General features: G+C 72.7%; 25 protein-coding genes. 17 read left to right on the top strand and 8 right to left on the bottom strand.

What is annotated here, in order from left to right:
* Nucleotides 1–79: 79 nt before the first annotated feature.
* From ACN263_RS21270 to ACN263_RS21245, 6 genes are all read left to right on the top strand, one after another.
* Nucleotides 80–535, top strand: coding sequence for an SRPBCC family protein (locus ACN263_RS21270; protein ID WP_422736117.1), 456 nt, complete (start codon nucleotides 80–82; stop codon nucleotides 533–535).
* A 31-nt stretch (nucleotides 536–566) separates the two neighbouring features.
* Nucleotides 567–1,259: a hypothetical protein gene (locus ACN263_RS21265; protein ID WP_422736116.1), complete on the top strand. Its 693-nt coding sequence runs from the start codon at nucleotides 567–569 to the stop codon at nucleotides 1,257–1,259.
* Nucleotides 1,260–1,338: 79 nt separating this feature from the next.
* Entirely contained in the window at nucleotides 1,339–2,286 is a 948-nt protein-coding gene (locus tag ACN263_RS21260) for an ROK family glucokinase (protein WP_422736115.1), read from the top strand.
* An 11-nt stretch (nucleotides 2,287–2,297) separates the two neighbouring features.
* Nucleotides 2,298–2,990: an endonuclease/exonuclease/phosphatase family protein gene (locus tag ACN263_RS21255; RefSeq protein ID WP_422736114.1), complete on the top strand. Its 693-nt coding sequence runs from the start codon at nucleotides 2,298–2,300 to the stop codon at nucleotides 2,988–2,990.
* A 115-nt stretch (nucleotides 2,991–3,105) separates the two neighbouring features.
* Nucleotides 3,106–4,512, top strand: a complete 1,407-nt coding sequence (locus tag ACN263_RS21250; RefSeq protein WP_422736113.1) for a flavin-containing monooxygenase — start codon at nucleotides 3,106–3,108, stop codon at nucleotides 4,510–4,512.
* A 52-nt stretch (nucleotides 4,513–4,564) separates the two neighbouring features.
* A complete protein-coding gene (locus tag ACN263_RS21245) occupies nucleotides 4,565–5,377 on the top strand; it encodes an alpha/beta hydrolase (protein ID WP_422736112.1) in 813 nt (270 codons plus the stop codon).
* Nucleotides 5,378–5,390: 13 nt separating this feature from the next.
* On the opposite strand, the gene ACN263_RS21240 is transcribed toward ACN263_RS21245, so the two are convergent.
* On the bottom strand, nucleotides 5,391–6,863 hold the full coding sequence (locus tag ACN263_RS21240) for an alpha,alpha-trehalose-phosphate synthase (UDP-forming) (protein WP_422740775.1): 1,473 nt from the start codon (nucleotides 6,861–6,863) through the stop codon (nucleotides 5,391–5,393).
* Nucleotides 6,864–7,028: 165 nt separating this feature from the next.
* On the bottom strand, nucleotides 7,029–7,889 hold the full coding sequence (locus ACN263_RS21235; protein ID WP_422736111.1) for a DUF308 domain-containing protein: 861 nt from the start codon (nucleotides 7,887–7,889) through the stop codon (nucleotides 7,029–7,031).
* 280 nt (nucleotides 7,890–8,169) lie between these two features.
* Here ACN263_RS21235 and ACN263_RS21230 point away from each other — a divergent pair, with 280 nt between their 5' ends.
* From ACN263_RS21230 to ACN263_RS21220, 3 genes are all read left to right on the top strand, one after another.
* A complete protein-coding gene (locus ACN263_RS21230; protein WP_422736110.1) occupies nucleotides 8,170–8,478 on the top strand; it encodes a hypothetical protein in 309 nt (102 codons plus the stop codon).
* A gap of 8 nt (nucleotides 8,479–8,486) precedes the next feature.
* Nucleotides 8,487–8,948 (top strand): hypothetical protein, encoded by a 462-nt coding sequence (locus ACN263_RS21225; RefSeq protein WP_422736109.1) that lies wholly within the window; start codon nucleotides 8,487–8,489, stop codon nucleotides 8,946–8,948.
* Nucleotides 8,949–9,039: 91 nt separating this feature from the next.
* Nucleotides 9,040–9,720, top strand: a complete 681-nt coding sequence (locus ACN263_RS21220; RefSeq protein WP_422736108.1) for a lysophospholipid acyltransferase family protein — start codon at nucleotides 9,040–9,042, stop codon at nucleotides 9,718–9,720.
* Nucleotides 9,721–9,729: 9 nt separating this feature from the next.
* Here the strand turns inward: ACN263_RS21220 and ACN263_RS21215 are convergent, their stop codons facing one another.
* Nucleotides 9,730–13,242, bottom strand: a complete 3,513-nt coding sequence (locus tag ACN263_RS21215; RefSeq protein ID WP_422740774.1) for an ATP-binding protein — start codon at nucleotides 13,240–13,242, stop codon at nucleotides 9,730–9,732.
* Nucleotides 13,243–13,422: 180 nt separating this feature from the next.
* On the opposite strand from ACN263_RS21215, the gene ACN263_RS21210 reads away from it, so the two are divergent.
* A complete protein-coding gene (locus ACN263_RS21210) occupies nucleotides 13,423–13,620 on the top strand; it encodes a hypothetical protein (RefSeq protein WP_422736107.1) in 198 nt (65 codons plus the stop codon).
* Nucleotides 13,621–13,718: 98 nt separating this feature from the next.
* On the opposite strand, the gene ACN263_RS21205 is transcribed toward ACN263_RS21210, so the two are convergent.
* Nucleotides 13,719–14,411, bottom strand: coding sequence for a Crp/Fnr family transcriptional regulator (locus ACN263_RS21205; protein WP_007463121.1), 693 nt, complete (start codon nucleotides 14,409–14,411; stop codon nucleotides 13,719–13,721).
* Nucleotides 14,412–14,715: 304 nt separating this feature from the next.
* On the opposite strand from ACN263_RS21205, the gene ACN263_RS21200 reads away from it, so the two are divergent.
* The 5 genes from ACN263_RS21200 to ACN263_RS21180 all read left to right on the top strand — a co-directional run bounded on the left by ACN263_RS21200 (nucleotide 14,716) and on the right by ACN263_RS21180 (nucleotide 18,299).
* Entirely contained in the window at nucleotides 14,716–15,213 is a 498-nt protein-coding gene (locus ACN263_RS21200) for a polyadenylate-specific 3'-exoribonuclease AS (RefSeq protein ID WP_374109293.1), read from the top strand.
* Between the two features lie 111 nt (nucleotides 15,214–15,324).
* Complete coding sequence (locus ACN263_RS21195) at nucleotides 15,325–15,828, top strand: pyridoxamine 5'-phosphate oxidase family protein (RefSeq protein ID WP_422736106.1); 504 nt, start codon at nucleotides 15,325–15,327, stop codon at nucleotides 15,826–15,828.
* A 158-nt stretch (nucleotides 15,829–15,986) separates the two neighbouring features.
* The gene (locus ACN263_RS21190; protein WP_422740773.1) at nucleotides 15,987–17,015 is read left to right on the top strand and encodes a 6-phosphofructokinase; all 1,029 of its coding nucleotides are present in this window, start codon (nucleotides 15,987–15,989) and stop codon (nucleotides 17,013–17,015) included.
* A 73-nt stretch (nucleotides 17,016–17,088) separates the two neighbouring features.
* Nucleotides 17,089–17,907, top strand: coding sequence for a pyrroline-5-carboxylate reductase (gene proC / locus ACN263_RS21185; RefSeq protein WP_422736105.1), 819 nt, complete (start codon nucleotides 17,089–17,091; stop codon nucleotides 17,905–17,907).
* A 41-nt stretch (nucleotides 17,908–17,948) separates the two neighbouring features.
* Nucleotides 17,949–18,299 (top strand): DUF2203 domain-containing protein, encoded by a 351-nt coding sequence (locus tag ACN263_RS21180; protein ID WP_422736104.1) that lies wholly within the window; start codon nucleotides 17,949–17,951, stop codon nucleotides 18,297–18,299.
* A 107-nt stretch (nucleotides 18,300–18,406) separates the two neighbouring features.
* On the opposite strand, the gene ACN263_RS21175 is transcribed toward ACN263_RS21180, so the two are convergent.
* Together ACN263_RS21175 and ACN263_RS21170 are read right to left on the bottom strand one after the other, a co-directional pair.
* Complete coding sequence (locus ACN263_RS21175) at nucleotides 18,407–19,105, bottom strand: class F sortase (RefSeq protein ID WP_422736103.1); 699 nt, start codon at nucleotides 19,103–19,105, stop codon at nucleotides 18,407–18,409.
* Nucleotides 19,075–19,929, bottom strand: coding sequence for a DUF4397 domain-containing protein (locus ACN263_RS21170; protein ID WP_422736102.1), 855 nt, complete (start codon nucleotides 19,927–19,929; stop codon nucleotides 19,075–19,077). The genes ACN263_RS21175 and ACN263_RS21170 overlap by 31 nt, the downstream gene beginning before the upstream one ends.
* A 279-nt stretch (nucleotides 19,930–20,208) precedes the next feature.
* Here ACN263_RS21170 and ACN263_RS21165 point away from each other — a divergent pair, with 279 nt between their 5' ends.
* Nucleotides 20,209–21,810: a glycosyltransferase 87 family protein gene (locus ACN263_RS21165; RefSeq protein ID WP_422736101.1), complete on the top strand. Its 1,602-nt coding sequence runs from the start codon at nucleotides 20,209–20,211 to the stop codon at nucleotides 21,808–21,810.
* A 24-nt stretch (nucleotides 21,811–21,834) separates the two neighbouring features.
* On the opposite strand, the gene ACN263_RS21160 is transcribed toward ACN263_RS21165, so the two are convergent.
* Both ACN263_RS21160 and ACN263_RS21155 read right to left on the bottom strand, forming a co-directional pair.
* Nucleotides 21,835–22,509, bottom strand: coding sequence for an NADPH-dependent F420 reductase (locus ACN263_RS21160; RefSeq protein WP_422736100.1), 675 nt, complete (start codon nucleotides 22,507–22,509; stop codon nucleotides 21,835–21,837).
* Nucleotides 22,510–22,800: 291 nt separating this feature from the next.
* Nucleotides 22,801–23,283, bottom strand: a complete 483-nt coding sequence (locus tag ACN263_RS21155; protein ID WP_422736099.1) for a glutathione peroxidase — start codon at nucleotides 23,281–23,283, stop codon at nucleotides 22,801–22,803.
* Nucleotides 23,284–23,439: 156 nt separating this feature from the next.
* Here ACN263_RS21155 and ACN263_RS21150 point away from each other — a divergent pair, with 156 nt between their 5' ends.
* Entirely contained in the window at nucleotides 23,440–25,077 is a 1,638-nt protein-coding gene (locus ACN263_RS21150; RefSeq protein ID WP_422736098.1) for a glycosyl hydrolase family 18 protein, read from the top strand.
* Nucleotides 25,078–25,122 lie beyond the last annotated feature (45 nt).

Below are 25,122 nucleotides of genomic sequence, written 5' to 3'. Positions count from 1 at the left end.
GGCTGGTTCGGGTGGGGTAGGCAGGGCGCGGCGGGGGCGGCGCGGCGTGTGGGCGGTGCCAGCCGGGTAGCCTCCCCCCATGGCGGACTCCTCCACCCAGTCGATCATCATCGGCGCGTCACCCGAGCGGGTGGCGGCGGTCATCTGCGACTTCCTGAGCTACCCGGAGTGGACCGAGGCGGTCCGTCGTGCCGAGGTGATCGAGGAGTACGAGGACGGCTACGCCAGCCAGGTGCGTTTCACCATCGACGCCGGGGTGATGGCCGACGAGTACGTGCTCGCCTACGAGTACGCCGAGGACCTGTCCCGGGTCGAGTGGCACCTGGTCGCCCCCTCGAAGATGCAGAAGAGTCAGCGTGGCTCGTACGACCTGGTGGCGAACCCGGACGGGACCACCACGGTGACGTACACGCTGGAGGTCGAGCTGTCCGTGGGGATGCTCGGCATGTTTCGCCGCAAGGCCGAAAAGATGATCATGGACACCGCGTTGAAGCAGCTCAAGCGCCGGGTAGAAGCACCCGGTGCGGCGCAGTGACGCGTCCGGCGGCAGGGTAGAGGAGCCGAAGGTGGGCGGAACGGACCCGGGTTCGGCCCGGGAAGAGGCGGAGCGTCTGGTGGCCGCCCTGCTCGCGGGGGCGCGGCTGGCCGCCAGCGGGTCGGCGGGCGGCGCGTTCGGCCCGTTGGGCGGCATGGTGGCCGGTGTCCTCGGTCACAGTGCCGCTCCGGGCGGCGGCGACCGGGTCGGTGGTGGTTTCGCCACCGGTTCGGCCGAATGCTGCGTCTGCCCGGTCTGTCGTGGCATCGCCGCGTTACGCGATCCGAGTCCGGAATTCGCCGAGCGCCTCGCCACCGGCGCGGGTGACCTCGCCGCCGGGGTGGCCAGCCTGCTCCGCGCGTTCGCGCCGCCGGAGCCGTCCGCGACCACCGTGCCGGAGCCGTCCGCGTCGTCGCAGGCGGCGCCCACCGCGAGCGACGGCCGCGAGGCCCCCTGGGCCGCTCCGACCGCCCGGTCGGCCGAGGCCGTCGACGAGCACGTGTGGCGCGATGCCACCCGCACCGGGCATGATTCTCAGCCGGCGCCGGAGCGGGATGTCTGGTCGGTCGCCACCCGGTCGGCGGACACCTCCGCCCCGGCCACCGCGGCACCCGTCGACGACGCCGGGGCGGTGGCCGCGCCGGCGCCGACCAGCCGACCCGTGGTGCCCGCTTCGCGGGCGTCCGACGACACCGGCGCGGACGCGCCGGGCGGCGGCGCCTGAGCGCGGGACATCGCGATCCGGACCGGCGTGCCCTGTGGCGCGCGCGAGCCGGACAGCACAGCAGAGGGGAGCGGCGGCGGTGACGCTGACCATCGGAGTCGACGTGGGTGGCACGAAGGTGGCCGGCGGTGTCGTGGACGACACCGGCACGGTCCTCGTGCAGAGCCGACGGGACACCCCCGCCGACGACGTCGCGAAGACCCGCGACGTCATCATCGAACTGGTCGACGAGCTGGCCGCCGGTCGGACGATCGAGGGGGTCGGCATCGGCGCGGCCGGTTGGATCGACGCCAGCCGCTCGACCGTACTGTTCGCCCCCAACCTGGCCTGGCGCGACGAGCCGCTGCGCGAGTACGTCAGCAGCGCCGTCGGCCTTCCGGTGATCGTGGAGAACGACGCCAACGTGGCCGCGTGGGCCGAGTTCCGCTACGGCGCGGCCCGCGCCGCCGACGACTCGATGATCATGTTCACCATCGGCACCGGCGTGGGCGGCGGCATCGTCCTGGGCGGCGAGCTGATGCGCGGCGCGCACGGCATCGCCGCGGAGCTGGGCCACATGCTGGCCGTGCCGGACGGGCACCAGTGCGGCTGCGGACGGCTCGGCTGCATCGAGCAGTACGCCAGCGGCAGCGCCCTGGTCCGCTTCGCCCGGGCCGGCGCCCGACAGGAACCGCAGCGGGCCACCGCGCTGCTGGAGCTGGCCGGCGGCGAGCCCGAGGCGATCACCGGCCACATGGTGACCGCCGCCGCGCAGGGCGGCGACCCGGTCTCCGCCGAGGCGTTCGCGCAGATCGGCCGCTGGCTGGGCACCAGCCTCGCCGACATGGCGCAGATCCTCGACCCGCAGACCCTGGTCGTCGGCGGCGGTGTGATCGACGCCGGTGACCTGCTGCTCGGTCCGACCCGCCGCTCGTACCTCGACGCGCTGGCCCAGCGGGGTCGCCTGCCGGTGGCCGAGGTGCTCCCCGCCGAGCTGGGCAACAGCGCCGGGGTGATCGGCGCGGCCGACCTGGCCCGCCGGATCTGAGGCGGCCGGAGATGGGCGTGCCGCTGCGCGTGGTGTCGTACAACATCCACAGCCAGCGCGACGACACCGCCGCGCTGGCGGCGGTGGTCCGGGCCGCGAAGCCGGACGTCGTGATCGTGCAGGAGGGGCCGCGCCGGTTCCGGTGGCGGCAGAAGTCGGCCACGCTGGCCGAGTCGTTCGGCCTGGTGGTGGCCGCCGGCGGTCTGCCCGCCCTGGGCAACCTGCTGCTGACCAGCCTGCGGGTGCAGGTACGCAACCCCCGTTTCCAGCGCTTCCCGCTCACCCCGGGCCGGCACCTGCGCGGCGCGGCGTACGCCGACTGCCGGGTCGGCGACGCCCGCTTCACCCTCGCCGGCTCGCACCTGTCCACCGACCCGGCGGAGCGGCCCGCGCAGGCCGCCGAGTTCCGGCGCGGCCTGGAGGCGGCGAGCGCGCCGGTGGTGGCCGGCGCCGACCTGAACGAGGGTCCGGACGGGCCGGCCTGGGCGACGGTGGCGCGTGGCCTGACCGACACGGCGATCGCGGCCGACCGGGCGGAACGGCTCACCTACTCGTGTACGGACCCGCGCCGGCGGATCGACGCGCTCTTCGTCGATCCGCGGATCACCGTGGTCGACTACGACGTGGTGGACACCCCGCAGACCCGCCGGGCCAGTGACCACTTTCCGGTCCTCGTCGACCTGCTGCTGCCCACCACGGACTGACCCCCACCGGTCGAGACCCGCCGATCGGTCCGCGCCGGGGCTGGACATCCGGCTCCGATGTGGAGAGGATTTCGCGGCGAACCGGCACCCGTGCCGCACAAAAGGAGATGTTCCGGTGTCCACCTCCACCGACCAGGGTCGGCCCGACCCGGATGCGGTCCCGTCCGCGCAGAGCCGCGACGGCCGCTCGCTCTCCGACCGGGGCGACACGGTCTGCGTCATCGGGTCCGGGGCCAGCGGCCTGGCTGCCATCAAGAACCTGCGCGAGCACGGGTTCGGGGTGGACTGCTACGAACGCGAGACCGGCGTCGGCGGCGCCTGGAACTGGCGGCACGACCGCAGCCCGGTGTACGCCAGCACCCACCTGATCTCGTCGAAGCCGTTCACCCAGTTCCCCGACTTCCCGATGCCGGACTCCTGGCCGGACTACCCGCACCACAGCCAGCTCCTGTCGTACTTCGAGCGGTACGCCGACCACTTCGACCTGCGCTCGCACATCTGGTTCGGCACCGAGGTGGTCCGGGTCGAACCCGCGCCGGGGGAGCGGTGGGACGTGACGACCCGCTCCACCGGCGGGTACGGCCCCGAGCGCACCTCCCGGTACGCCGCCGTGGTGATCGCCAACGGGCACAACTGGTCGCCGAAGCTGCCCCGTTACGAGGGTCTGGAGGAGTTCCGCGGCGAGATCATGCACGCGTCGTCCTACAAGGACCCGGCGCAGCTGCGTGGCAAGCGGGTGCTCGTGGTCGGCGCCGGAAACACCGGCTGTGACATCGCCGTCGAGGCCGCCCAGCAGGCGTCGCGCTGCTGGCACTCCACCCGGCGTGGCTACTGGTACGCCCCGAAGTACGTCCTGGGTCGTCCGGCCGACCAGATCAACGACGCGCTGCTGGCCCTGCGGGTGCCGCTGCGGGTCCGCCAGTGGCTCTACCACTGGACGATGCGGTTGACCGTCGGCGAGCTGACCCGCTTCGGGCTGCCGAAGCCCGACCACCGGGTGTACGAGACGCACCCGATCGCCAACAGCCAGCTCGTCTACTACGTGGGCCACGGCGGGATCGGCCCGGTGCCGGACATCGCCCGGTTCCAGCCGTACGCCGTGGAGCTGGCCGACGGCCGCGAGATCGACCCCGAGCTGGTCATCTTCGCCACCGGCTACCTGCCGCGCTTCGAGTTCCTGGACGCGTCGGTGTTCGGCGACAGCGCCGGCACCGGTCGTCCCACGCTCTGGCTCAACGCCTTCACGCCGGGGCACCCCACCCTGGCCGTCGCCGGTCTGGTGCAGCCGGACTCCGGCCTGTTCGCCCTGTCCCACTGGCAGACGGTGCTCTTCGCGCGGCTGCTGCGGGCCCGCCGGGACCGACCCGAGCGGGCCGCCGCGTTCGCGCAGCGGGTCCGCGACCGGGCCGGGGAGCGGTACGCGGGGCAGGTCAAGGACAGCAGCCGGCACTGGTTCGAGGTCGGGCACGCCGACTACCTGCGCGCCGTCCAGCGCGCCCTCGTCGACCTGGAGGGCAAGTGAGCGCGAGGAGTGAGCTTGCGAGCCCCGCAGTCGCGAACGAAAGGCGGGCACAATGACCGAGCTGCGGATCATGCGGGGCCGGGAATGGGCTCGTCCGGTCCGGCCGGCGCGCCGTGAGGTGCTCAGCGCCGTACCCGAGGTGGAGCAGGGGCGTCCGCCGCTGCTGTTCGTTCCCGGGTTCGGGCACGGCGCGTGGGCGTTCGCGGAGCACTGGCTGGGTCACGCCGCGTCGCGGGGCTTCCCGGCGTACGCGCTGAGTCTGCGCGGGCACGGTGGCAGCGAGCCGGCGCCGGAGGCGACGCTGCGCGCGTACGCCCATGATGTGACCCAGGTGGCGGCGAGCCTGCCGCGCCAGGCGGTGCTGGTGGGGCACGGCGCCGGGGCGCTCGTGGTGGCGCACGCGATGGCGCGCTACCCGGCGCGCGGCGCGGTGCTGGTCGCGCCGGTCTTCGGTGGTTGGGGGATGTTCGCCACGGCGGTGCGCCGCAACCCGGCCGGGACGCTGCCGGCGGTGTTCGGCGGTCCGCTGCGGCTCAGCCGGGCGCAGCTGTTCAGCCGGGAACTGCCGGACGAGGAGGCCCGCCGGCACGTCGCGCGGCTGGGCCGGGCCGGTCGGCGCGCGCAGTGGGCGCTGCTGGGTGAGCCGCAAGCTGAGCCGGCCGTGGGTGAGCCCCCGGTGCTGGTGCTGGGCAGCCCGGACGATCGGGTGACGCCGGTGTCGACGTTGACGCGGATCGCCCGCCGGTACGGGTCGGCGCCGCTGCTCTTCCCCGGCATGGGACACGACCTGATGCTCGACGCGCGCTGGGCCGAACCGATCGACGCGATCCTGGACTGGTTGGAGAAGGAGCCCGCCGGTCGGTGAGCACGCGGCCCGGTCAGCCCCCGGCGTGCTGGGTCGCCCGGGTCGCCGGGTGCGGCACGCGGGCGGCGCCGTCGGTGCTGGTGAGGCGACTGACCAGCGCGCCCGTCTCGTCCAGGGCGCTCAGGTAGGAGCGGGCCCAGGCCCGGATGTCGTGCTCGTGCAGGTGGGCGCGCATCGCCCGCATCCGGTCGGTGACGTCGGCGGGCTCGGCCCGCAGCGCCGTGCGGAGCGCCTGCTTGAGCCCTTCCAGGTCGTGCGGGTTGACCAGGTACGCCTGGGACAGCTCGGCGGCGGTGCCGGCGAACTCGCTGAGCAGCAGCGCCCCGGTGTCGTCCACCCGGGCGGCGACGTACTCCTTGGCGACCAGGTTCATCCCGTCGCGCAGCGGGGTCACCGCCATCACGTCGGCGACCCGGTAGAGCGCCGCCAGCTCGGCCCGGTCGAAGGGCTGGGTGAGGTAGTGGATGGCCGGCTCGCCGACCCGCCCGAACTCGCCGTTGATCCGGCCCACCTCGCGCTCGATGCGTTCGCGCAGGATCTGGTACTGGCCGACGCGTTCCCGGCTCGGCATGGCGACCTGGACGAGCACCGTGTCGCGGACCTTGACGTCGCCGCTGGCGAGCAGCTCGCTGTACGCCTTGAGTCGCTGCTCGATGCCCTTGGTGTAGTCCATCCGGTCCACACTGAGGATGACGTGCCGGGGGTCGCCGAGATCCTGCCGCAGGCGACGGGCCCGGGCGGCCACGTCGGGGCGGGCGGCGAGGGCGGCCATCTCGGCCGTGTCGATCGAGACCGGGAACGCGCCGATGCGGACCACCCGGTCGTCGATCCCGATCCGGCGGTCGGTGGCCGGCAGCTCCAGCACCCGGGTGACCAGCTGGGCGAAGTTGTGCGCCGCCTGGGCGCGCTGGAAGCCCACCAGGTCGGCTCCGAGCATGCCGCGCAGCAGCTCGGCGCGACGCGGTAGCTGCATGAACAGCTCCGGCGGTGGGAACGGAACGTGCAGGAAGAAACCGATCCGCAGGTCGGGGCGGAGCGCGCGCAGCAGCCCGGGTACCAGTTGCAGGTGGTAGTCCTGTATCCAGACCACGCCACCGGGCTCGGCCACCTCGGCTGTCGCCTCCGCGAACCGCTGGTTGACCCGCTGGTACGCCTCCCACCAGCGCCGGTGGTGCTCGGGTTGCTCGACGGCGTCGTGGTAGAGCGGCCAGAGGGTGGCGTTGGCGAAGCCCTCGTAGTGGTCGCGCAGGTCCTCGTGGCTGAGGGCGACGGTGTGCATGTGGACCCCGTCCACGTCCGGCAGGGCGGGCGCCGGGCCGGTGCCGCCGGCCCAGCCGACCCAGATCGCCGGGGTCTGCCGCAGCAGCGGGTGCAGCGCGCTGACCAGCCCGCCGGGGCTGCGTCGCCACTCGCAGGCGCCGTCGGGGGCCTGGCTGTCGTCGATGGGGAGGCGGTTGGCCACCACCACGAGAGAACTCTGTCGCATCTCGGGCATTCCGATCAGCAGAGGACTGACCGCCACGAGCAAGGGAAAACCGGTCAGTCAGCGGGGGAAGTGACGTACAGCGGTATTCCTACTGACAGTAAGTTACACCACTGTTACGCCCCGGGTGAGGGCGGTCGCGTCCCGCGATGCGGGCCGGGGTAGGCCTTAGACGACGGCGCCGTTGTCCGGGTCGTCGTCCTCCTCGTCGCCGGGACGCAGTCGCCAGATCAGCGTGACGAAGCCGGCCAGGATGCCGGTGAACCCGAACAGGGTGACCGCCGAGCGGTCGATCGGGAGCAGCGACGGGAAGAGGAAGAGCACGAAGCCGACGACCACGGCGAGCGCGCCGACCACCGCGTACTTGGAGATGCGGGGCAGCGGTGGCGGCGGGGGCGGGTGGTAGGTGTCCTCGTCGTCATCCGGCAGGTCGGCCCCGAAGGTGTCCAGACCGTCCAGCAGCGAGGGCTCGTCGCCCCGGGTGTTCCGGCCGACCGAGATCCCGGAGAAGTCGGTCGCCGACGGCAGCCGCCGTACGTCGGTCGCGGTCGGCCCGGCCTCGTCGACTCCGGAGCGGGCGAGCGGACCGGCCGTCGGCTCGTCCCGGGTGTCCTGGTCGTCGTGTTCGTCCACGTCCTCCGCGGCCGGCCAGGGCCGTTCGTCGGCGGGCGCGGAGGTGCTGTGGAAGCCGGCCACGATCCGGGCCCACTCCGCGTCGATGTCCGGCTCGTCGCGGGCCGGCGGCTGCTCCGGGGCGCTCTCGTCGGCGAGCTGGGTCAGGTAGTCGCGGGCGGTGCGCAGGTGCGAACGGTCGACGTAGAGCCGGTCGACCGGCCGGGCCGGGACGGTGGTGGTACGCGTGACCGGGTTGAGGTCGGCCGACGGTTGCAGGTAGGCGGCGATCCCCCCGGCCGCCAGCACGTCGAGCAGGTGCTCGCCGACGCGCGGATCGACGTCGCCGACGACGGCGTACTCGCTCGCGTCGAGCCCGTTGTCCCGCCGTCCCCGGCGGGCCCCACCCGCTGACACCCGGCCATCCTCCTCAACGCGCCCTGCGGCGCGGCCACCTGCGCCCCCTCGACGCCCGTGCGCACGCCGTGCTCTGAATCGTGACACGTCAGGGGCCGGTTCCGGGAGTGCGTTGTGTCGCGTCTTGGAAAGTCAGGTGCGCTGCCGCTGGTCACGGCGGTGGTTCTTTGTCCGTTGTTGCGCGAGACGTGCGATCTCGGTGATCGTTGACGGCAGGGTGCCCCGCCACGCCGAGCGCCGCCCTGCCGACCTGCCACCGACCGGGAACGGAGAGGCGTACGTGGCTGCTGGAGACCACGAGGAACTGAACATCCCGCCGCACCTGCAGACGTTCGCGCAGCGTCATCACCTCGACTACCGGCAGACGCCGCCCGGGATCGCGCTCTACCTGGGCCTGGGTTCGGCCCTGCTGGGGTTGCTGTTCAGCACCGCTCCGAAGGTCAGCGGCGACCGGGCGCTCGGCTACCTGATGCTGGGTGGCGGCGGCGTGCTCCTCGTCGTCTCCCGGGTGCTGCACCGGCGCGCGCGACGGCGGGAGGAGCAGCTGTACCAGGAGTTCCAGCAGTGGGAGATGGAGCGGGGCGAGTAGAGGGCGACATGGATCCGGCGCTGGAGATCACCCGTTGGCTGGCAGGGCCCGTTGCGAGGTTCCTCGACGCGGACGGCGATACGCCCGAGGCGCGGCGCGCCGAGGTGGTCGAGGACGCGGCCCTGCCGGGGGAGGAGGTCGAAGAGCTCGTCCTGCGGCACATCACCCGTGGGGCGGCCTGGGCCACCTTCTTCGGTATGACGTTCGCCCTCGGCGCGTTGATCCTGCTCCCGGTGTCCCTCCTGGCCGTCCGGCCGGTGCGGGATCTGGCCTTCGACATCGGCGAGTGGGTGGTCTTCTTCCCCTTCTGGATGGCGGCCGTGCACATCGTGAGAGCGCTCGTGGCCTGGTATCTGCCCGAGCGCCGGTGGAATCCCCGCAGTCGGCTGTGGCGGGCGGCGCTGCTGGCCCGGACACCGGAGTACGTGCTGGCCGTCGTGGCGACCGGGTCCGTCGCGACGTGGTGGTGAGCGTCCGTCCGTTGTGGTGAGAGCGCTCGCTTCGTAGGCTCGTCGGGGATGACGGCCGGCGCTGTCGCGGCCCCCCTCGGAAAGGACGCCGGTGCTCTACTGGCTGTTGAAGCACGTGATCCTCGGTCCGCTGCTCAAGCTGATCTTCCGTCCGCAGGTGCAGGGGCTGCACCATGTGCCGACGGCCGGGCCGGTGATCCTGGCCAGCAACCACCTCTCCTTCTTCGACTCGATCTTCATCCCGTTGATCGTCTCGCGGAGGGTCACCTTCGTGGCCAAGGCCGAGTACTTCACCGGCAAGGGGATCAAGGGCTGGTTCATGAAGATGTTCTTCGTCGGCACCGGCACGATCCCGGTGGACCGCTCCGGCGGGCAGGCGGCCCGCGCGGCGCTGGACACCCAGTTGCGGGTGCTGCGCGCCCAGGGGGTGGCCGGCATCTACCCCGAGGGCACCCGCTCCCCGGACGGGCGGCTCTACCGGGGCAAGACCGGCGTGGCCCGGCTCGCCCTGGAAAGCGGTGCGGTCGTGGTGCCGGTGGCGATGCTCAACGCCGACGAACTCCAGCCGCCCGGCCGGTTGCTTCCCCGGATCGGCCAGGTGCGGGTCCGCTTCGGCGCGCCGCTGGACTTCTCCCGCTACGCCGGGATGGCCGGCGACCGGTTCGTCGAGCGCGCGGTCACCGACGAGATCATGTACGAGGTGATGGAGCTTTCCGGCCGCGAGTACGTCGACATCTACGCGCAGAAACTCAAGCCGCCGGTGCCGGCCTAGGGGCCTGTCTCAGCAGGCCACGGCCGGTCCGGTGGGGCTGATCGGCCGCCCGGTCAGCGCCAGCAGACCCGGCGCGTCGTTGCGCAGCGCGAACGTGCGCACCTCGGCGCGTGGCACCCGGGCACCCGCCGGGTCACCCGCCCGGGTCAGCTCCGCGGCGGCCAGCGCCAACGCCAGCACCCGGTCACTCGCGTCCGGAATCCGCCCGTACGTCTCGGCGGCCGCCAGGTGCAGCTCGGCCGCGCGCCGGTGGTCGCCGTCGGCCGCCGCCACCGCCGCCGTCACCGTCCGCAGCGCCGCCTCCGACCACGGCGTCCGATGTCCGACCCGGTCCAGCATCGCCCGGACCCGCACCGCGGCGTCCCGGCCGGCCAGCGCGCCGGCGTACGCGGCCGCGGCGATCCACTCCCCGCTGGCCAGCGCCGGCACCGCCGACCAGGATTGTTCCAACTCGTCGATCAGCTCCGCCGCCTCGGCGTGGCGCTCCTGCAACGCCCGGCACAGCGCGGCCATGCCCAGCATCGTCCAGCGCAGCCGGTGGAAGCCGCTGCGCCGGGCGGTGGCCAGCGCGTCGACCAGGTCGGCCGGGTCCTCGTCGTCGCGCAGCACGAGCAGGCAGCAGCGCAACCCCCGCACCTGCATGTCCCAGCTACCGGTCGGCGTGTCCACGAACGCCTCCGCCGCGGCCAGCAGCCGGCCGAAGTCACCCTCGAACCAGGCCCGCATCGCCTCACCCGAATAGCTGGTGGTCAGCGTCTGCCCGCTGGCCGTACGCGCCGGCGCGGCCGAGAGCAGAGCGTTCGAGCGCAGCCAGTCGCCCTCCTCGCGGATCGCCCAGGCCAGGTTCTGGGTGGCCCGGGGGAGTGCGAGCAGCTGATTCGCGCGGCTGAACTCGACGATCGCGTGCAACTCGTCCAGGCCGATCCGGTCGCCGGCCTGGTACCGGGCCGTGGCCGCGGTGATCCGCGCGTTGGTGCGCGTCTCGGTCAGGCCCAGCCGCTCGGCGATCTCCGCCGCCGTGTCCGCCGCCGAGACGGCCGGATCGCGTTCGTAGTTGAGCATGTGCAGGCGACCCAGCTCGGCGTACGCGTCGGCCTTCTGCGGGCTGTCCGGCAGCGGCTCGAAGAGCTGGACCGCGCGGTCGAGACACGCCAACGCCTCACGCCGCTCGGCGCGCAGCCACGCCGCCTGGCCGAGCAGCGTCCACGCCCGCGCGGCGCACGCGTCGTCGCCGTGCGCCGCCAGCCGGTCGGCCAGCGCGTGCACCTGCTCCGGACCGCCGCCGGACAGGAACGCGTTGCCGTCCCGGTAGAACGAGATCTCCGTACTCAGCAGCTCCAGTTGCAGCCGGCCCACCGGGTCGCTGTCGTCGGCCAGGCCGAGTGCCCGGCCGGCGTGGCTCGCCGCCGCCTCCAGCCCGTGCAGGGCGTACGCCCGGCGGGCCGCCCGGTGCAGCGCCTGCCGCGCGGGTCCCGCGTACCGCTGGATCTCCATGCCGAGGGACCGCGCGATCTCGTGGGCCGCCCAGCGGTGGTGGGCCAGGACCTCGGCCAGGTCGGTGTCGCGGCTCTGCGACAGCGCGTCGAGCCAGTCCGCGGCCCGATCGTGCCGCGCCACCCGCTCGGTGCGGGGCAGCCGCTGGTAGCAGACGTCCCGCACCAGCACGTGCCGGAACCGGAACTCGGCCTGCCCGGCCATCGTCGACGCGGCCTGCTCGTGGACGAAGTCGCGCTGTTCGAGGCGGCGCAGCGCGCGCTCGACCGACTCGACCGGCTGGCCCAGCGCGGCGGCCACCGCGCCCGGCCAGAACTGCACCCCGACCACCGAGGCGGCGAGCAGTACCGCCCGGTCCTTGGCGTCCAGCAGGTCCACCCGGTTGGCGATGACCGCGTGCACGCTCTCCGGCATGGTCAGCTCGAGCTGCTTGTCCAGCGACCAGCCCCGCCCCGACTGCCGCAGCGCGCCCTGCTCGATCAGCATCCGGACGTACTCGTGGGCGTAGAGCGGGTTGCCGCCGGCCACCTCGATGAGCGGCGTCAGCATCTCGGCGGAGAACGCCGCCTGGCCGAACAGGTGCGCGTACAGGGCGGCGATCCCGGTGTCGCGCAGCGGCGGCAGGGTGATGGTCACCGAGCCCGTGATCGTCCCGGCCCAGCTCGGGTCCCGGTCGACCAGCTCCGGGCGGGCGGTGCAGAGCAGCAGGAGCGGCACCTCACGGGCCGCCGCCCCGAGCAGTTCCACGAAGCGCAGCATCGCGTCGTCGGCCCAGTGCAGGTCCTCGAAGACCAGCACGGTGGGGCGGCGGGCCGCCAACGCCAGCAGGAACCGCCGCCACGCCGACTCCGCCTCCTCCGCCGGCAGCGGCGTACCGGGCAGCCCGACCAGTGGACGCAGCGCGTCGACCACCCGGTCCCGCTCGCCCGGCCCGATCAGCTCCCCGACGGCGGCCGTCAGCCGCTGGGCCGCGCTGGCGGCCGGGTCGGTGTCCAGGATGCCGGCCTCGGACTTGACGATGTCGGCGAGCGCGGCGAACGTGACGTTCTCGCCGAACGGCGGGCAGCGTCCCGTCCGCCACGTCAGCGGCTCGTCCACCAGCCGGCCGGTGTGCCGGTACAGCTCGCGCAGCAGCCGGCTCTTGCCGATCCCGGCCCGACCGAAGATCGTCACCACCTGGGGCAGCCGGTCGCGCAGCGACCGGTGCAGGGCGTTGACCAGCATCCCAAGCTCGTGCTCGCGGTCCACCAGGGGCGTGGTGTCCGGCTCCCGATCGGTGGGCTGACGGCGCAGCGGGGACAGGGCGAGCCACACCTCGGTGGGCGACGACCGGCCGCGCAGGGTGACCGGAGGCTGCTCCTCGTAGCGGATCGCGTCCTTGGTCAGGGCGTGCGTGGTGCCACAGACCAGCACCCCGCCGGGCGGCGCGACCGACTGCATCCGCGAGGCGGTGTTGACCACGTCGCCGGCCACGATCGCCTGCCCGCCGTCGCGGGCGGCGGCCACGTCGACAAGGGCCTCGCCGGTGGCCACCCCCACCCGGAAGCGCATCTCGGTGCTGCCGGTCGGCGCGAAGCGGGTGAGCACCCGTTGCAGCTCCAGCCCCGCCCGTACGCAGCGTAGCGCGTCGGTCTCGGTGGCGATCGGCGCGCCGAAGAGCGCCATCACGGCGTCCCCGATGTACTTCTCCACCACCCCGCCGTACTGGCCGACCACCCGACGGGCCGCCGAGAAGAAGCCGGTCTGCATGCCGCGGACCTGCTCCGGATCGGCGCGCTCGACGTACGGAGTGAAGTCGATGAGGTCGACGAAGAGGACGCTCACCCGTCGGCGGTCCTCCTGCGGGGCGACAGTGGCGGTCCGGTCGGTGCCCGGCCGGGGCGATCCGCACGAGGTGCAGAACGCGACGTCCGAGGCGAGGGGACGCAGGCAGTGCGGGCAGACGGCACCCAGCTCGGCGCCGCAGCCACCGCAGAAGCGGTCACCGTCGGCGGCCGTGCGTCCACAGCGCCCACACTGCGCGGCGATGACACACCCTCCAGTGGCGATGTCGGCCGACGCCCCCCAGCGCCGCCATCCGTAAGGAGTATCGCCCCCCGAGGAGATGTCGGGTACCGGCCTGTTGGTTTGTGGACAGTCCACCAACGGCCGGAGCGACTACATTCAGTCCGCCACATCTTCGATCAGCGACCAGAGGGGGACAGGTCAATGGTGTACGTCAAGCTGGAGAGTGACTGGACCGACGGCAAGGGCGTCAGTCACTCGGCGGGCGAATCGGTGGACGTCGACGCGGCCACGCTCGCCACGCTGCAGGCCGAGGGGATCGTCAGCGAGCAGTCCCAGGGCTCGGGCGGCGACAGCAAGGGCCCGAACAAGTGGGCCGGCCCGGGCAGCCCCGGAGTCTGAACCCCGCGTCGATGACACGGCGAGAACGGCCGGGCCGCCCACGGGCGACCCGGCCGCTTCTCGGGTACGGGTCGACGGCGCCGCGCCGTCGAGTCAGCTCAGCGGTCGTTCATGCCGGCCCGGCGGCGCAGCGCGGCGACGTCGGTGACCACGATCCGACGTCCCTCGGTCCGCAGCCAGCCCCGGCTGGCGAAGGAGCCGATGGCCTGGTTGACGCTCTGCCGGGAACCGCCGGCCATCTCCGCCAACTGGCTCTGGTTCAGCTCGATCGTGATCATCGGGGCCTGGCTCTCGCCGGCCAGCCGGACCAGCGTCTTGGCGACCCGACCCGGCAGGTCGAGGAAGACGTGGTCGGCGTTCTGCTCGGTGAGCCGGCGGATCAACCCGCCCAGCGAGCGCATCACCGCGTCCAGGATGCGGGGATTCGAGTGCACCAGCTCCATGAACGCGCCCCGGGAGAGCGCCAGCGCCGCGCAGTCCTCGATGGCCTCGGCCGACGCCGAGCGGGTGGAGGCGTCCAGCAGGGAGACCTCGCCGAGCACGTCCGGCGGACGGATCACCGACAGAACCGCCCGCTCGCCGGTCGGCGCGGTGCGGAACACGGCGACCGCGCCGCGGCGCAGCACGATCAACGACTCGCCCGGGTCGTTCTCGACGAAGAGCAACTGACCCTTGCGGTAGGTGCGCGGTACGGCGGCCGCGATGACGCGCTGGCGTACCTCGGGCTCCAGCCCGGCGAACATCTCGACACCCGTGAGCGCGTCACCCGGCTCCGGCAGGCGCATCTCCACGGCCCAACCCCTCCCCGGTCATGGACCACACAATCGCTCACCGGGTGAACCTGATGGCCCTGACGAGGTGAACTGACACCGGTTCGGCATCCGGTAGCGGTACACATCAGATCATGACGGTCCGGTCGCTTGCTGTACACCCCTCGAAGCACTTCCGTGACCGTCGCGAGCTGCGGCGTACCCCCTTGGCCCGGTCGCCGGCCCGGAACCGGCGGCGCCGGGTCGCCGCCGGCCACCGCGGACCGGCGGGGTTCATCCGGCCCCGCCGGGCGACGGCGGACGGCGGTGGGTGAGGATGTCCGGAATGGTCTACCGCTACTTCTACGACTGCGAGTTCATCGAGGACGGCCGGATCGTCGACCTCGTCTCGATCGGTGTCGTCGACGAGTACGGCCGCGAGTTCTACGCGGTCTCCACCGAGTTCGACGACTCCCGTGCCGTGCCCTGGGTCCGGCGTAACGTGCTGGACCGGCTGCCGTCGCCGGCGGACCGGGCCTGGCGCTCGCGCGAGCGCATCCGCGACGACCTGTACGACTTCCTCATGGAGCCGGTCCGGGACCGGCCGGGGGAGCAGTTGGAGCTGTGGGCCTGGTACGCGGCGTACGACCACGTGGTCCTCGCCCAGCTCTGGGGCGCGATGCCGGCGTTGCCCCGGGAGATCCCCCGGTTCACCAAGGACCTGCGGCAGCTCTGGGACGACCGGGGTCGGCCGACCCTGCCGGACGCGGACGCGGCCCGGCACGACGCCCTGGTCGACGCCCGGCACAACCTGGCCCGCTGGCGGGCGATGACTGCCCGGTGAGGTGGCCCGCCGGCGGGCGATGACAGTGCGGTGAGCGATGGTCATACGTCTGTAGGTTTGACCGGTTCTGTCCTGGGCAACGCTTCGACAGCCGAGCCGAGGGAGACTGCCATGAGCAACGATCCGACCAGCGTCGCCGACGCCCGGGCGCGGGTCACCGAACTGATCCGCGCCGCCCGGATCTGCATGCTCACCACCATCGCGCTGGACGGGCGGCAGGTGAGCCGGCCGATGGGGCTGCAGGAGGCGGAGTTCGACGGTGACCTGTGGTTCTTCGCCTACTCCGACTCGGCCAAACTGCGCCAGATCCGGGTGAACCCGGAGGTCAACGTCGCCTTCTCCGACCAGAAGCACAACTCCTGGGTGTCGGTCTCGGGGACCGCCAGCGAGAGTTCCGACCGCGAGCGCGCCAAGCAGCTGTGGAACCCGCTGCTCAAGACCTGGTTCCCGGACGGGCTGGACACGCCCGGTCTGACCCTGATCAAGGTGCACGCCAGCTCCGCCGAGTACTGGGACTCGCCGAGCAGCACCGTGGTCAACCTGCTCGGCTTCGCCAAGGCCGCCGTCACCGGACGTCCGCCGTCGGCCGGCGAGAACCGCGAGGTGACCTACTGAGCCGCCGCCCCCCGGGGCGCTGTCGTCGCGTGGGCAGGTGCGACTACAGTTCGCAGTGACGGCCCGCCCCGGGCCGGCAACGGCGCCGATGGTCTGACCTGACACATACCCTGGGGCATATCGGGCTTTACCTGATGCTCCAGGAGGATGAGCGGATCATGCGTATCGGCGTGCTCACCGGCGGCGGCGACTGCCCGGGTCTCAACGCGGTCATCCGGGCGGTGGTCCGCAAGGGCGTCGCCACCTACGGTCACGAGTTCGTGGGCTTCCGGGACGGTTGGAAGGGCCCGCTCGAGGGTCTGTCGAAGCCGCTCGGCATCGCCGACGTGCGCGGCATCCTGCCCCGCGGCGGCACCATCCTCGGCTCGTCCCGGACCAACCCGTTCAAGATCGAGAACGGCGTCGAGCGGATCAAGGACAACCTCGCCGCGCAGGGCGTGGACGCGCTGATCGCGATCGGCGGCGAGGACACCCTCGGCGTCGCCACCAAGCTGCACGAGCTGGGCGTCAACGTCATCGGCGTGCCGAAGACGATCGACAACGACCTCGGCGCCACCGACTACACCTTCGGCTTCGACACCGCGGTCAACATCGCGATGGAGGCCATCGACCGCCTGCACACCACCGCGGAGAGCCACCACCGCACCCTGGTCGTCGAGGTCATGGGCCGGCACGCCGGCTGGATCGCCCTGCACGCCGGCCTGGCCGGCGGCGCCAACGTGATCCTGCTGCCCGAGCGGCAGTTCGACGTCGAGCAGGTGGCCGGCTACGTCGAGAAGCGCTTCCAGCACCAGTACGCCCCGATCGTCGTGGTCGCCGAGGGCGCCCAGCCGCTCGACGGCCAGATGGTGCTGCACAACCAGGAGCTGGACGCCTTCGGTCACGTCCGCCTCGGCGGCATCGGCCAGTGGCTCGCCGAGCAGCTGGAGGCCAAGACCGGCAAGGAGGCCCGCACCGTGGTGCTGGGTCACATCCAGCGCGGCGGCACCCCGACCGCCTTCGACCGGGTCCTCGCCACCCGCCTCGGCCTGCAGGCAATCGACGCCGCCAACGACGGCGACTGGGGCAAGATGGTCGCGATGCAGAGCACCGACATCGTCCGGGTGCCCCTCGCCGAGGCCACCCGCGAGCTGAAGACCGTGCCGATCGAGCGTTACGAGGAGGCCGAGGTCTTCTTCGGCAGCTGATCGACGGTTCGCGGCGCGGCGGGCACTCACGGCCCGCCGCGCCGCGACCAGACCTCGAGGGGGTACGGCGCAGATGTCAGCCGGGGTGCACACGGTCGCGGTGATCGGCGCGGGCAAGATCGGCGAGCTGATGCTCTCCGGGCTGCTGCGCTCCGGATGGCCGGTGGAGCGGCTGCTCGCCACCGCCCGCCGACCGGCCCGCGCCCAGGAGCTGACCGACCGCTACGGCGTGCGGGTGGTCGACAACCTGACCGCCGTCGACGAGGCGGCCGTACTCGCCGTCTCGGTCAAGCCGCAGGACGCCGCCGCGCTGCTGGACGAGATCGGCCCGAAGGTACCCGCCGACAAGCTGGTCATCTCGCTCTGTGCCGGGCTCCCCACCAGCTTCTTCAACCGCCGGCTGCCCGAGGGAACGCCGGTGGTCCGGGTCATGACCAACACCCCGGCGCTTGTCGACGAGGCGATGACGGCAATCTCCGCCGGCACGTACGCCACCGGGGCGCACCTGAGCCTGGCCGAGGAGATGTTCAAGCCCCTCGGGCAGACCATCCGGGTGCCCGAGTCGCAGCAGGACGCGGTCACCGCGCTCTCCGGCTCCGGCCCGGCCTACTTCTACCTGCTGGTGGAAGCCATGATCGACGCCGGGATCCTGCTCGGGTTGCCCCGCCAGGTGGCGCACGAGCTGATCGTGCAGACCGCCATCGGCTCCGCCGTCATGCTGCGCGACTCCGGCGAACACCCGGTCAAGCTGCGCGAGGCGGTCACCTCGCCGGCCGGCACCACCATCTCCGCCGTCCGCGAGCTGGAGAAGCACGGCGTCCGCGCGGCGCTGCTCGCCGCGCTGGAAGCGGCCCGGGACCGCGCCCGCGAACTGGCCGCCCAGGCCGACTGACCGGGTCCCCCGCGGCGCGGCGGGTGCCGCATACTGGCGGCGTGTTCACTCTCGCCCAGGCCCGGCACCTGGTGGCCACCCTGCAGCCGCGTGTCGACGAGCTGATCCGTGTCCGCGCCGACCTGGCCGAGCTGCGCGTCGACCTGGCCGACCACGGGGTCAGCGCGCTCGGCGGGCTGGCCGAGGTCAAGGGGCTGGAGGCCCGGCTGCACGCCGTCGTCGACGAGCTGCACCAGCACGAGATCCAGGTCAAGGGCATCGCGCCGGTGCTGCTCGACTTCCCGGGTGAACGCGACGGCCGCGCCGTGCTCTGGTGCTGGCTGGAGGGCGACTCCGACGTGCGCTGGTACCACCGCGCCGAGTGCGGCTTCGCCGGCCGCCGCCCGCTCTGACCCGGCCGCCGCGCCGCCGGAGTGTTGATCCACTCGGGTTCATGGAAACCGCGGTGTCCGCTTGCGTCGGATGCCACGATTTCCTGAAACCCGAGTCGATCAAACCCTCAGCCCGCCGCGGACGTCGGGAGGACCGGCCCGGGGGCGTCGAGGACCGCGAATACCACCACGTTGTCCCGGTAGTGCCCGCGCCGCCGGTCGAAGTCGCCTCCGCAGGTGACCAGGCGCAGCTCCGGACCGGGTGTCGGCCCGTAGACGGTGGTCGTCGGGAACCGGTCCTTGCGGGTGCGCAGCGACCCGGTCACCCGGAACGACAACCACTGTCCACCGCGCCACACCTGTACTCGATCGCCGGTGCGCAGTTCGCCGAGCCGGGCGAAGACCGCCGGACCGCGCCGCGAGTCCAGGTGTCCGGCGAGCACGGCCGGACCGGTGTCGCCGGGGGCAGGGCCACCCCCGTACCAGCCGGCCGTGTCGAAGTCGGCCGGCGGCACGAGCGCGCCGGCCCGGTCCAGGCCCAGCACGGTGAGCGCCGAGTCGACGCCGATCCGGGGCACCCGTACCCGGCTGGGTGGACCTGATGCCCGCGGCGACGCGGCCACCGACGGGCAGCCGTCGGCGCAGCCGGGGTACCAGGCCGCATCCGGCGGCGGCGGACCGGTCGTCGCCAGCCCGACGCCGCTGCCGGCGGCCAGGCAGACCGCCGCGCCGGCCGCGACCAGCGCGGCCAGCGGCACCCGACGCTCGCGGTGCCGTCGGATGGCGGGCCCGATGCTCACCAGGTGGTGCGCCGCCGCCGACGCCACAGCAGCAGGCTCGCCACCACGGCCGCCGCGGCCACCGCGCCGGCCACCAGGGGGTACGCCCCGAGCCCGCGCCCGGTCAAACCACCCGCGCCGGTGTCCACCCCACCGGCCGGAACGACGGTGCCGCCCTCGGCGTCCTGACGCAGCTCGGCGGTGAGCCCGCCCTGCCTGCCGTCGAGCACCAGCAGCGAGTAGACCGCGCCGCCGGTGAGCCGAACCTCGGCATCGGTGCTCGGACCGCCCGCGCCGGTCAGCCGCAGCTTCCAGGAGCCCGGCTCCACCTGCTGATAATCGGTGGTGGTGGCGAACTGCACGCCGTCGGCGATCCTCGGGCCGTCGGCGGCGGCCACGTCGAGGACCGGCGTACGCACCGACGCCTGCACGACGCGTACCTTGGCCCGGCCCTGCGCGGGAGCGCTCAGGTCGTCGGTGAGCACCCGCAGCCCCAGGTCGGCGTGCCGGCCGACACCGGCCACCGTGTACGCGCCGCCACTTCGCACCGCGACCTCGGTGGTGAGCACCGGCGGTTCGCTGGCGGGCGTGCCGGCCTCGCGCATCGCCACCGCGTACCGGCCCGGCGGCAACTGGAGATAGTCGGACACGACGCCGTAGCCGACGCCGGGAAAGACCCTCGGCGTGGCGGCGTCGGGGGCGGCGAGATAGACGTCCACCGCCGGGGTGTCGGGGGAGAGGTGGGCGAGTCGGACATAGCCGACGCTGGCCGCGCCGGCCGTCGCCGGGATCGCGGTAGCGAGGGAGGTGCCGAGCAGGAGCGCGCCGGCACCGGCCAGCAGCCGGCGGGACGCGGTACGGAGCGTGTGCATGTCGCCTCCGAGGCACGTTCGGTGAGCGGGCGGCAACCCACCGACAGAGTCCCGTGCGTGAGACTCTGGCGCAAGTTGTACACGCGATGTTTCTCCCCGCCGCGTTGGCGGATGCTGCCTGTGCCGGCTGCCCGTGCCAGGGGGAGCGCAAGCAAGATCCGCGCAAGTTCGGGGAAACTGCTGCCTCAGGCCAGGCCGAGACAGCAACTACGGGGAAGTTGCGCGGATCTTGACGGCAGACGGGCCGTCGCCCGCCTCGGGTTCGCCTATTCTCGGGCGATGCGGGATCGACGGGTGGCGCTGGTCTGGGCGGCGTTCGTCGCCGTCGCGACGGTGTCCTGTGTGCTCGTGTTGACCCGCGACGACCGGCTCTCCGACCTGCACATCTACTACGGCGCACTGTCCGATCTGCACGCCGGCCGACCGCTGTACGAGTACCGCGCCGCGAACGGCGGGCCGTTCACCTATCCGCCGTTCGCCGCTCTGCTGCTGGGGCCGATCACCCTCGTCGGCGAGGGCGTACTCCAGGGGATCTGGCTGGTCGCGACGTGCGCGGCGGTCGTCGCCGTCGCCGGGACGGTCGGTGTCGCGCTGAGCGACGACCGGTCCCGCCGCCCGCTGCTCGTCGCGCTCGCCGCCACGGTGTTGATGCTCTCGGCGCCGGTGCAGAGCAACCTGCGGTTCGGGCAGGTCAGCATCTTCATCGTGCTGCTGGCGCTGCTGGACGGCACGGGTCTCGTCCCGCCCCGGCTGCGGGGTGTGCTCGTCGGGGTGGCGGCGGCGATCAAGCTGACCCCGCTGCTGTTCGTCGTCTACTTCCTCGCCACCGGGCGCTACCGCGACGCCGGACGTGCGGCGGCGACCTTCGTGGCCTGCGCCGGGCTGGCGGCGCTCGTACTGCCCGCCGAGAGCTGGATCTACTGGACCGAGGCCGTCCGGCAGACCTCCCGAATCGGCAACCTGGCCTCGCTGGGCAACCAGTCGGTGCACGGGATGCTGTTGCGCGTCGGGGTCGACGAGGCGACTCTGCCCGTACTCTGGGCCGCTCTGGTCGCGGTGATCTGCGGGGTGGCGCTGCTGCGCGCCCGGCAGTTGGCCGCACGCGGTCGGCCCGGCCACGCGGCCGTGCTCGTCGGCTGCGCCACGGTCGCCGCGTCACCGGTGTCCTGGACCCACCACCAGGTGTGGCCGGTGCTCGCCGCGATGCTGCTGGTCGGCGCGTCCGGCGTCACCCAGCGGGTGGCCGGCACGGCGCTGCTCGCCGCCATGGTCGTCTCGCTCGGGGCGGTCCTCGGGCCGGTGTCGACCCGGCCGGGCGTGCAGTTCCTCTTCGAGAACGCCCGCACCGTCGGGACGTGTCTGCTGTGCCTGGCCGGCTTCGGCGGTGTCGCGGTCGCCGCCGCTCGGGGCAGACGTCGTCCGGCCGCGCGGCGGGCCTGGCTGCGGGTGGGCGTCACGACCGCCGTGGCCCTGGCCTTCTTCGCCGTGCAGCCGCTGCCCGCCGGGGCGGACCCGACGTTCAAGGCGTACGCCCTCGACGACGTGGCCAACCCGCGATACTTCTTCGTCTGCCGGGGGCCGGCCGAGTGCGCCGCCTACGCCAGCGACGCGCCGGTCACGTTCGGCACCCGGGCGGAGAAGACGAAGGTACGGGTCAACGGCGTGGTCGCCACCCGGGTGGCCCGACTGGAGTACTACTCGGCCCCGGGTGGCGCACCCCGGAGCATCCCCCTGCTGGCGGCCTACCCCGGCACCCGGACGTTCTCGTTCCGGTCGGCCAGCATGGCGCAGGGTCGGCTGGTGGCGTACGACGCCGCCGGCCAGCCGATCGCCAGTTACGACGACGAACTGGCCGCCGCCCTCCGGGCGACCACCCGGTAGGCGGTCGCCGGAGGGCGGTGCTCCTCAGCGGGTGGTGGCGGCCAGGGCGGTGCGCAGCTTCTCGGCGTCGCCCGGCGCCGGGTGATCCCAGTCGGTCGGGGTGGCGGAGTAGAGCGTGCCGTACGCCGGGGTGTCCGGCTGGTAGCGCCAGCCCTCGGCGAGCGGGCCGACGTCGACCGCGTCGTACCCGATCCGGTCGAGGAAGGCCGTGACCTCGGCCTTCGCGGCCGCGTCGTCGCCGGCGACGGCCAGAGCGCTACGGTCGGCGGCGCCGGACGGCCGGGCGAGCGCGGCCAGGCCCTTGAAGTAGATGTTGTTGAAGACCTTGACCACCCGCGACTCCGGCAGGTGCCGCTGCAGGAGTTCGCTGCTGGTGGTCTCGCCCGAGTCCAGCTCGGGGAAGTTCCCGTCACGTTCCGGGTAGTAGTTGTTGGTGTCGATGACGACCTTGCCGGCCAGCGGCTCGACGGGCACCGCCCGGTACGCCTTGAGCGGCACCGTCACCACCACCAGGTCGCCGACCCGCGCCGCCTCCTGCGCCGTGGCGGCACTGGCCCGTTCGCCCAACTCGTCGACCAGGTCGGTGAGCGTCTCCGGCCCGCGCGAGTTGCTCAGCACCACGTCGTAGCCGGCGTCCACCGCCAGCCGGGCCACGGTGCTGCCGATGTTGCCACTGCCGATCAGTCCCACAGTTGTCATGCTGTTTCCCAACTCCGTCCACCCACGACGCATTCCGACCGATGCGCGGAGTTATCCCCGGTTAGCGCCCAACGTACTGCGGACCGCCGCCCCCCGACCGCCTCCCGCCCACCTACCACCCTCCGGTGACCCACCCCGCCCGGGCCGTGGCACCCCCGCCCGGGCCCGGCCCCTGTCCCCGGCCCGGCCCGGCCCCGGTGATCAAGAGGTTCGCGTCATCGATCGGCCGATTCCTGACGCCAACCTCTTGATCACCAAGCCGAAGGGGGCCGAAGGGGTGGCCGAGAGGGGTTAGGCGGGGAGGAGCTTTTCGATGGGGGTGCGGAGGTCGTCGGGCTGGACCGCGGGGGCGAAGCGGCCGGCGACCGTGCCGTCCGGGGCCACCAGGAACTTCTCGAAGTTCCAGCGGATGTCCCCGGTGTGCCCGTCGGCGTCCGGAGTGTCCACCAGCGCCGCGTAGAGCGGGTGCCGGTCGGGTCCGTTGACGTCGACCTTCTCGGTCAGCGGGAAGGTCACCCCGTAGTTGACCTGGCAGAAGTCGCTGATCTCGGCGGCGCTGCCCGGCTCCTGCCCGGCGAACTGGTTGCACGGCACGCCCAGTACGACGAGGCCACGCTCGGCGTAGCTGTCGGCGAGGCTCTGCAGGCCGGCGTACTGCGGGGTGAGGCCGCAGCGGGAGGCGACGTTGACGATCAGCAGCGCCTTGCCGCGGTAGCGGGCGAGGTCCGCGGGCCCGCCGTTGAGGGCGCCGATCGGGATGTCGAAGACGGTCATGGGCTGAGGCTACGCGCCAGGCGCGGGGCTGCTCGGGCAGCCCGTTCCCCGCACCAGGGGAAATCGAAACATGGGCATCTTGACGGAGTGATGACGGTGTGAGTACGGTCTCACCATCTCTTTTGGAAAGTTTCCTAACAGTACGGGAGACGCCTCATGAAAAGATCGCTCCGCCGGGCCCTCTGGGCCGGCGCCGTGGTCGCCGTGACCGTCGCGGCGGTGCCGATGACGACCGCGTTCGGCGCCGGCACGGTCACCACCACGTTCGCCAAGGCGCAGGACTGGGGGACCGGTCACGAGACGAAGGTGACCGTGACCAACGGCACCAGCGCCACGGTCGCCACCTGGCGCATCGAGTTCGACCTGCCGTCGGGCACCACCATCAGCAGCGCGTGGGACGCCGACGTCACCAGCAGCGGCAACCACTACGTCGCGGTGAAGAAGAGCTGGGCCGGCGGGCTCGCCCCCGGTGCCTCGTTCAGCTGGGGCTACAACGGCACCGGCGCGTACAAGGCGCCGCTGAACTGCACCGTCAACGGCGCGCCCTGCGGCGGTGGCACCCCGACGACCCCGCCGACCACGACCGCGCCGCCCACCACGGCACCCCCGACCACCGCGCCGCCCACCACGGCGCCGCCCACCACCGCGCCCCCGACCACCACCCCACCGCCGAACACGGGCGGGAAGAAGGTCGTCGGCTACTTCGCCGAGTGGGGCGTCTACGGGCGCAACTACCACGTCAAGAACATCCAGACCAGCGGCTCGGCCGCCAAGCTGACCCACATCCTGTACGCCTTCGGCAACACCACCGGCGGTCGCTGCACCATCGGCGACAGCTACGCCGACTACGAGAAGGCGTACACGGCGGCGGAGAGCGTGGACGGCGTCGCCGACACCTGGGACCAGCCGCTGCGCGGCAGCTTCAACCAGCTGCGCAAACTCAAGCAGCTCAACCCGCACCTCAAGGTGATCTGGTCGTTCGGCGGCTGGACCTGGTCCGGCGGCTTCACCCAGGCCGCCCAGAACCCGGCCGCGTTCGCCGACAGCTGCTACAACCTGGTCGAGGACCCGCGCTGGGCGGACGTCTTCGACGGCATCGACGTCGACTGGGAGTACCCGAACGCCTGCGGTCTGAGCTGTGACAGCAGCGGCCCGAACGCGTTCAAGAACGTGATCGGCGCGCTGCGGTCGAAGTTCGGTTCCAACGCCCTGGTCACCGCCGCCATCACGGCGGACGGCAGCAACGGCGGCAAGATCGACGCCACCGACTACGCCGGCGCGATCGGCAACCTCAACTGGCTCATGCCGATGACGTACGACTACTTCGGCGCGTTCAACGCGCAGGGCCCCACGGCCCCGCACTCGCCGCTGACGTCGTACACCGGTATCCCGCAGCAGGGCTTCAACTCGGACGCGGCGATCCAGAAGCTCAAGAGCAAGGGCATCCCGGCCAGCAAGCTGCTGCTCGGCATCGGCTTCTACGGCCGGGGCTGGACGGGTGTCACGCAGGCCGCGCCGGGCGGCAGCGCCACCGGTGCCGCGCCGGGCACCTACGAGGCGGGCATCGAGGACTACAAGGTCCTCAAGAACACCTGCCCGGCCACCGGCACGATCGCCGGCACCGCGTACGCCAAGTGCGGCAGCAACTGGTGGAGCTACGACACCCCGTCGACCATCAACGGCAAGATGACGTACGCGAAGAACCAGGGCCTCGGTGGCGCGTTCTTCTGGGAGCTCTCCGGTGACACCAGCAACGGCGAGCTCATCGGCGCCATCAAGGGCGGCCTCGGCTGAGCCGAGGGCCGACGCACCACCCACACGGCGGGAAGGGGCCCGCAC

The sequence above is a fragment of the Micromonospora sp. WMMD729 genome (assembly GCF_049315225.1).
In the GTDB taxonomy this organism is placed as follows: Bacteria; Actinomycetota; Actinomycetes; order Mycobacteriales; family Micromonosporaceae; genus Micromonospora.
Note: the sequence above shows the minus strand (reverse complement) of the source record. Positions and strands in the feature narration are given on the sequence as shown.

Bases quoted from the DNA above. Each gene is read 5' to 3' on its own strand.
- ACN263_RS21170 (WP_422736102.1), bottom strand. From the start codon at position 19,929: ATGCACACGCTCCGTACCGCGTCCCGCCGGCTGCTGGCCGGTGCCGGC.
- ACN263_RS21195 (WP_422736106.1), top strand. From the start codon at position 15,325: ATGAGCAACGATCCGACCAGCGTCGCCGACGCCCGGGCGCGGGTCACC.
- ACN263_RS21270 (WP_422736117.1), top strand. From the start codon at position 80: ATGGCGGACTCCTCCACCCAGTCGATCATCATCGGCGCGTCACCCGAG.
- proC (WP_422736105.1), top strand. From the start codon at position 17,089: ATGTCAGCCGGGGTGCACACGGTCGCGGTGATCGGCGCGGGCAAGATC.
- ACN263_RS21160 (WP_422736100.1), bottom strand. From the start codon at position 22,509: ATGACAACTGTGGGACTGATCGGCAGTGGCAACATCGGCAGCACCGTG.
- ACN263_RS21155 (WP_422736099.1), bottom strand. From the start codon at position 23,283: ATGACCGTCTTCGACATCCCGATCGGCGCCCTCAACGGCGGGCCCGCG.
- ACN263_RS21165 (WP_422736101.1), top strand. From the start codon at position 20,209: ATGCGGGATCGACGGGTGGCGCTGGTCTGGGCGGCGTTCGTCGCCGTC.
- ACN263_RS21210 (WP_422736107.1), top strand. From the start codon at position 13,423: ATGGTGTACGTCAAGCTGGAGAGTGACTGGACCGACGGCAAGGGCGTC.
- ACN263_RS21225 (WP_422736109.1), top strand. From the start codon at position 8,487: ATGGATCCGGCGCTGGAGATCACCCGTTGGCTGGCAGGGCCCGTTGCG.
- ACN263_RS21150 (WP_422736098.1), top strand. From the start codon at position 23,440: ATGAAAAGATCGCTCCGCCGGGCCCTCTGGGCCGGCGCCGTGGTCGCC.
- ACN263_RS21245 (WP_422736112.1), top strand. From the start codon at position 4,565: ATGACCGAGCTGCGGATCATGCGGGGCCGGGAATGGGCTCGTCCGGTC.
- ACN263_RS21190 (WP_422740773.1), top strand. From the start codon at position 15,987: ATGCGTATCGGCGTGCTCACCGGCGGCGGCGACTGCCCGGGTCTCAAC.
- ACN263_RS21255 (WP_422736114.1), top strand. From the start codon at position 2,298: ATGGGCGTGCCGCTGCGCGTGGTGTCGTACAACATCCACAGCCAGCGC.
- ACN263_RS21240 (WP_422740775.1), bottom strand. From the start codon at position 6,863: ATGCGACAGAGTTCTCTCGTGGTGGTGGCCAACCGCCTCCCCATCGAC.
- ACN263_RS21200 (WP_374109293.1), top strand. From the start codon at position 14,716: ATGGTCTACCGCTACTTCTACGACTGCGAGTTCATCGAGGACGGCCGG.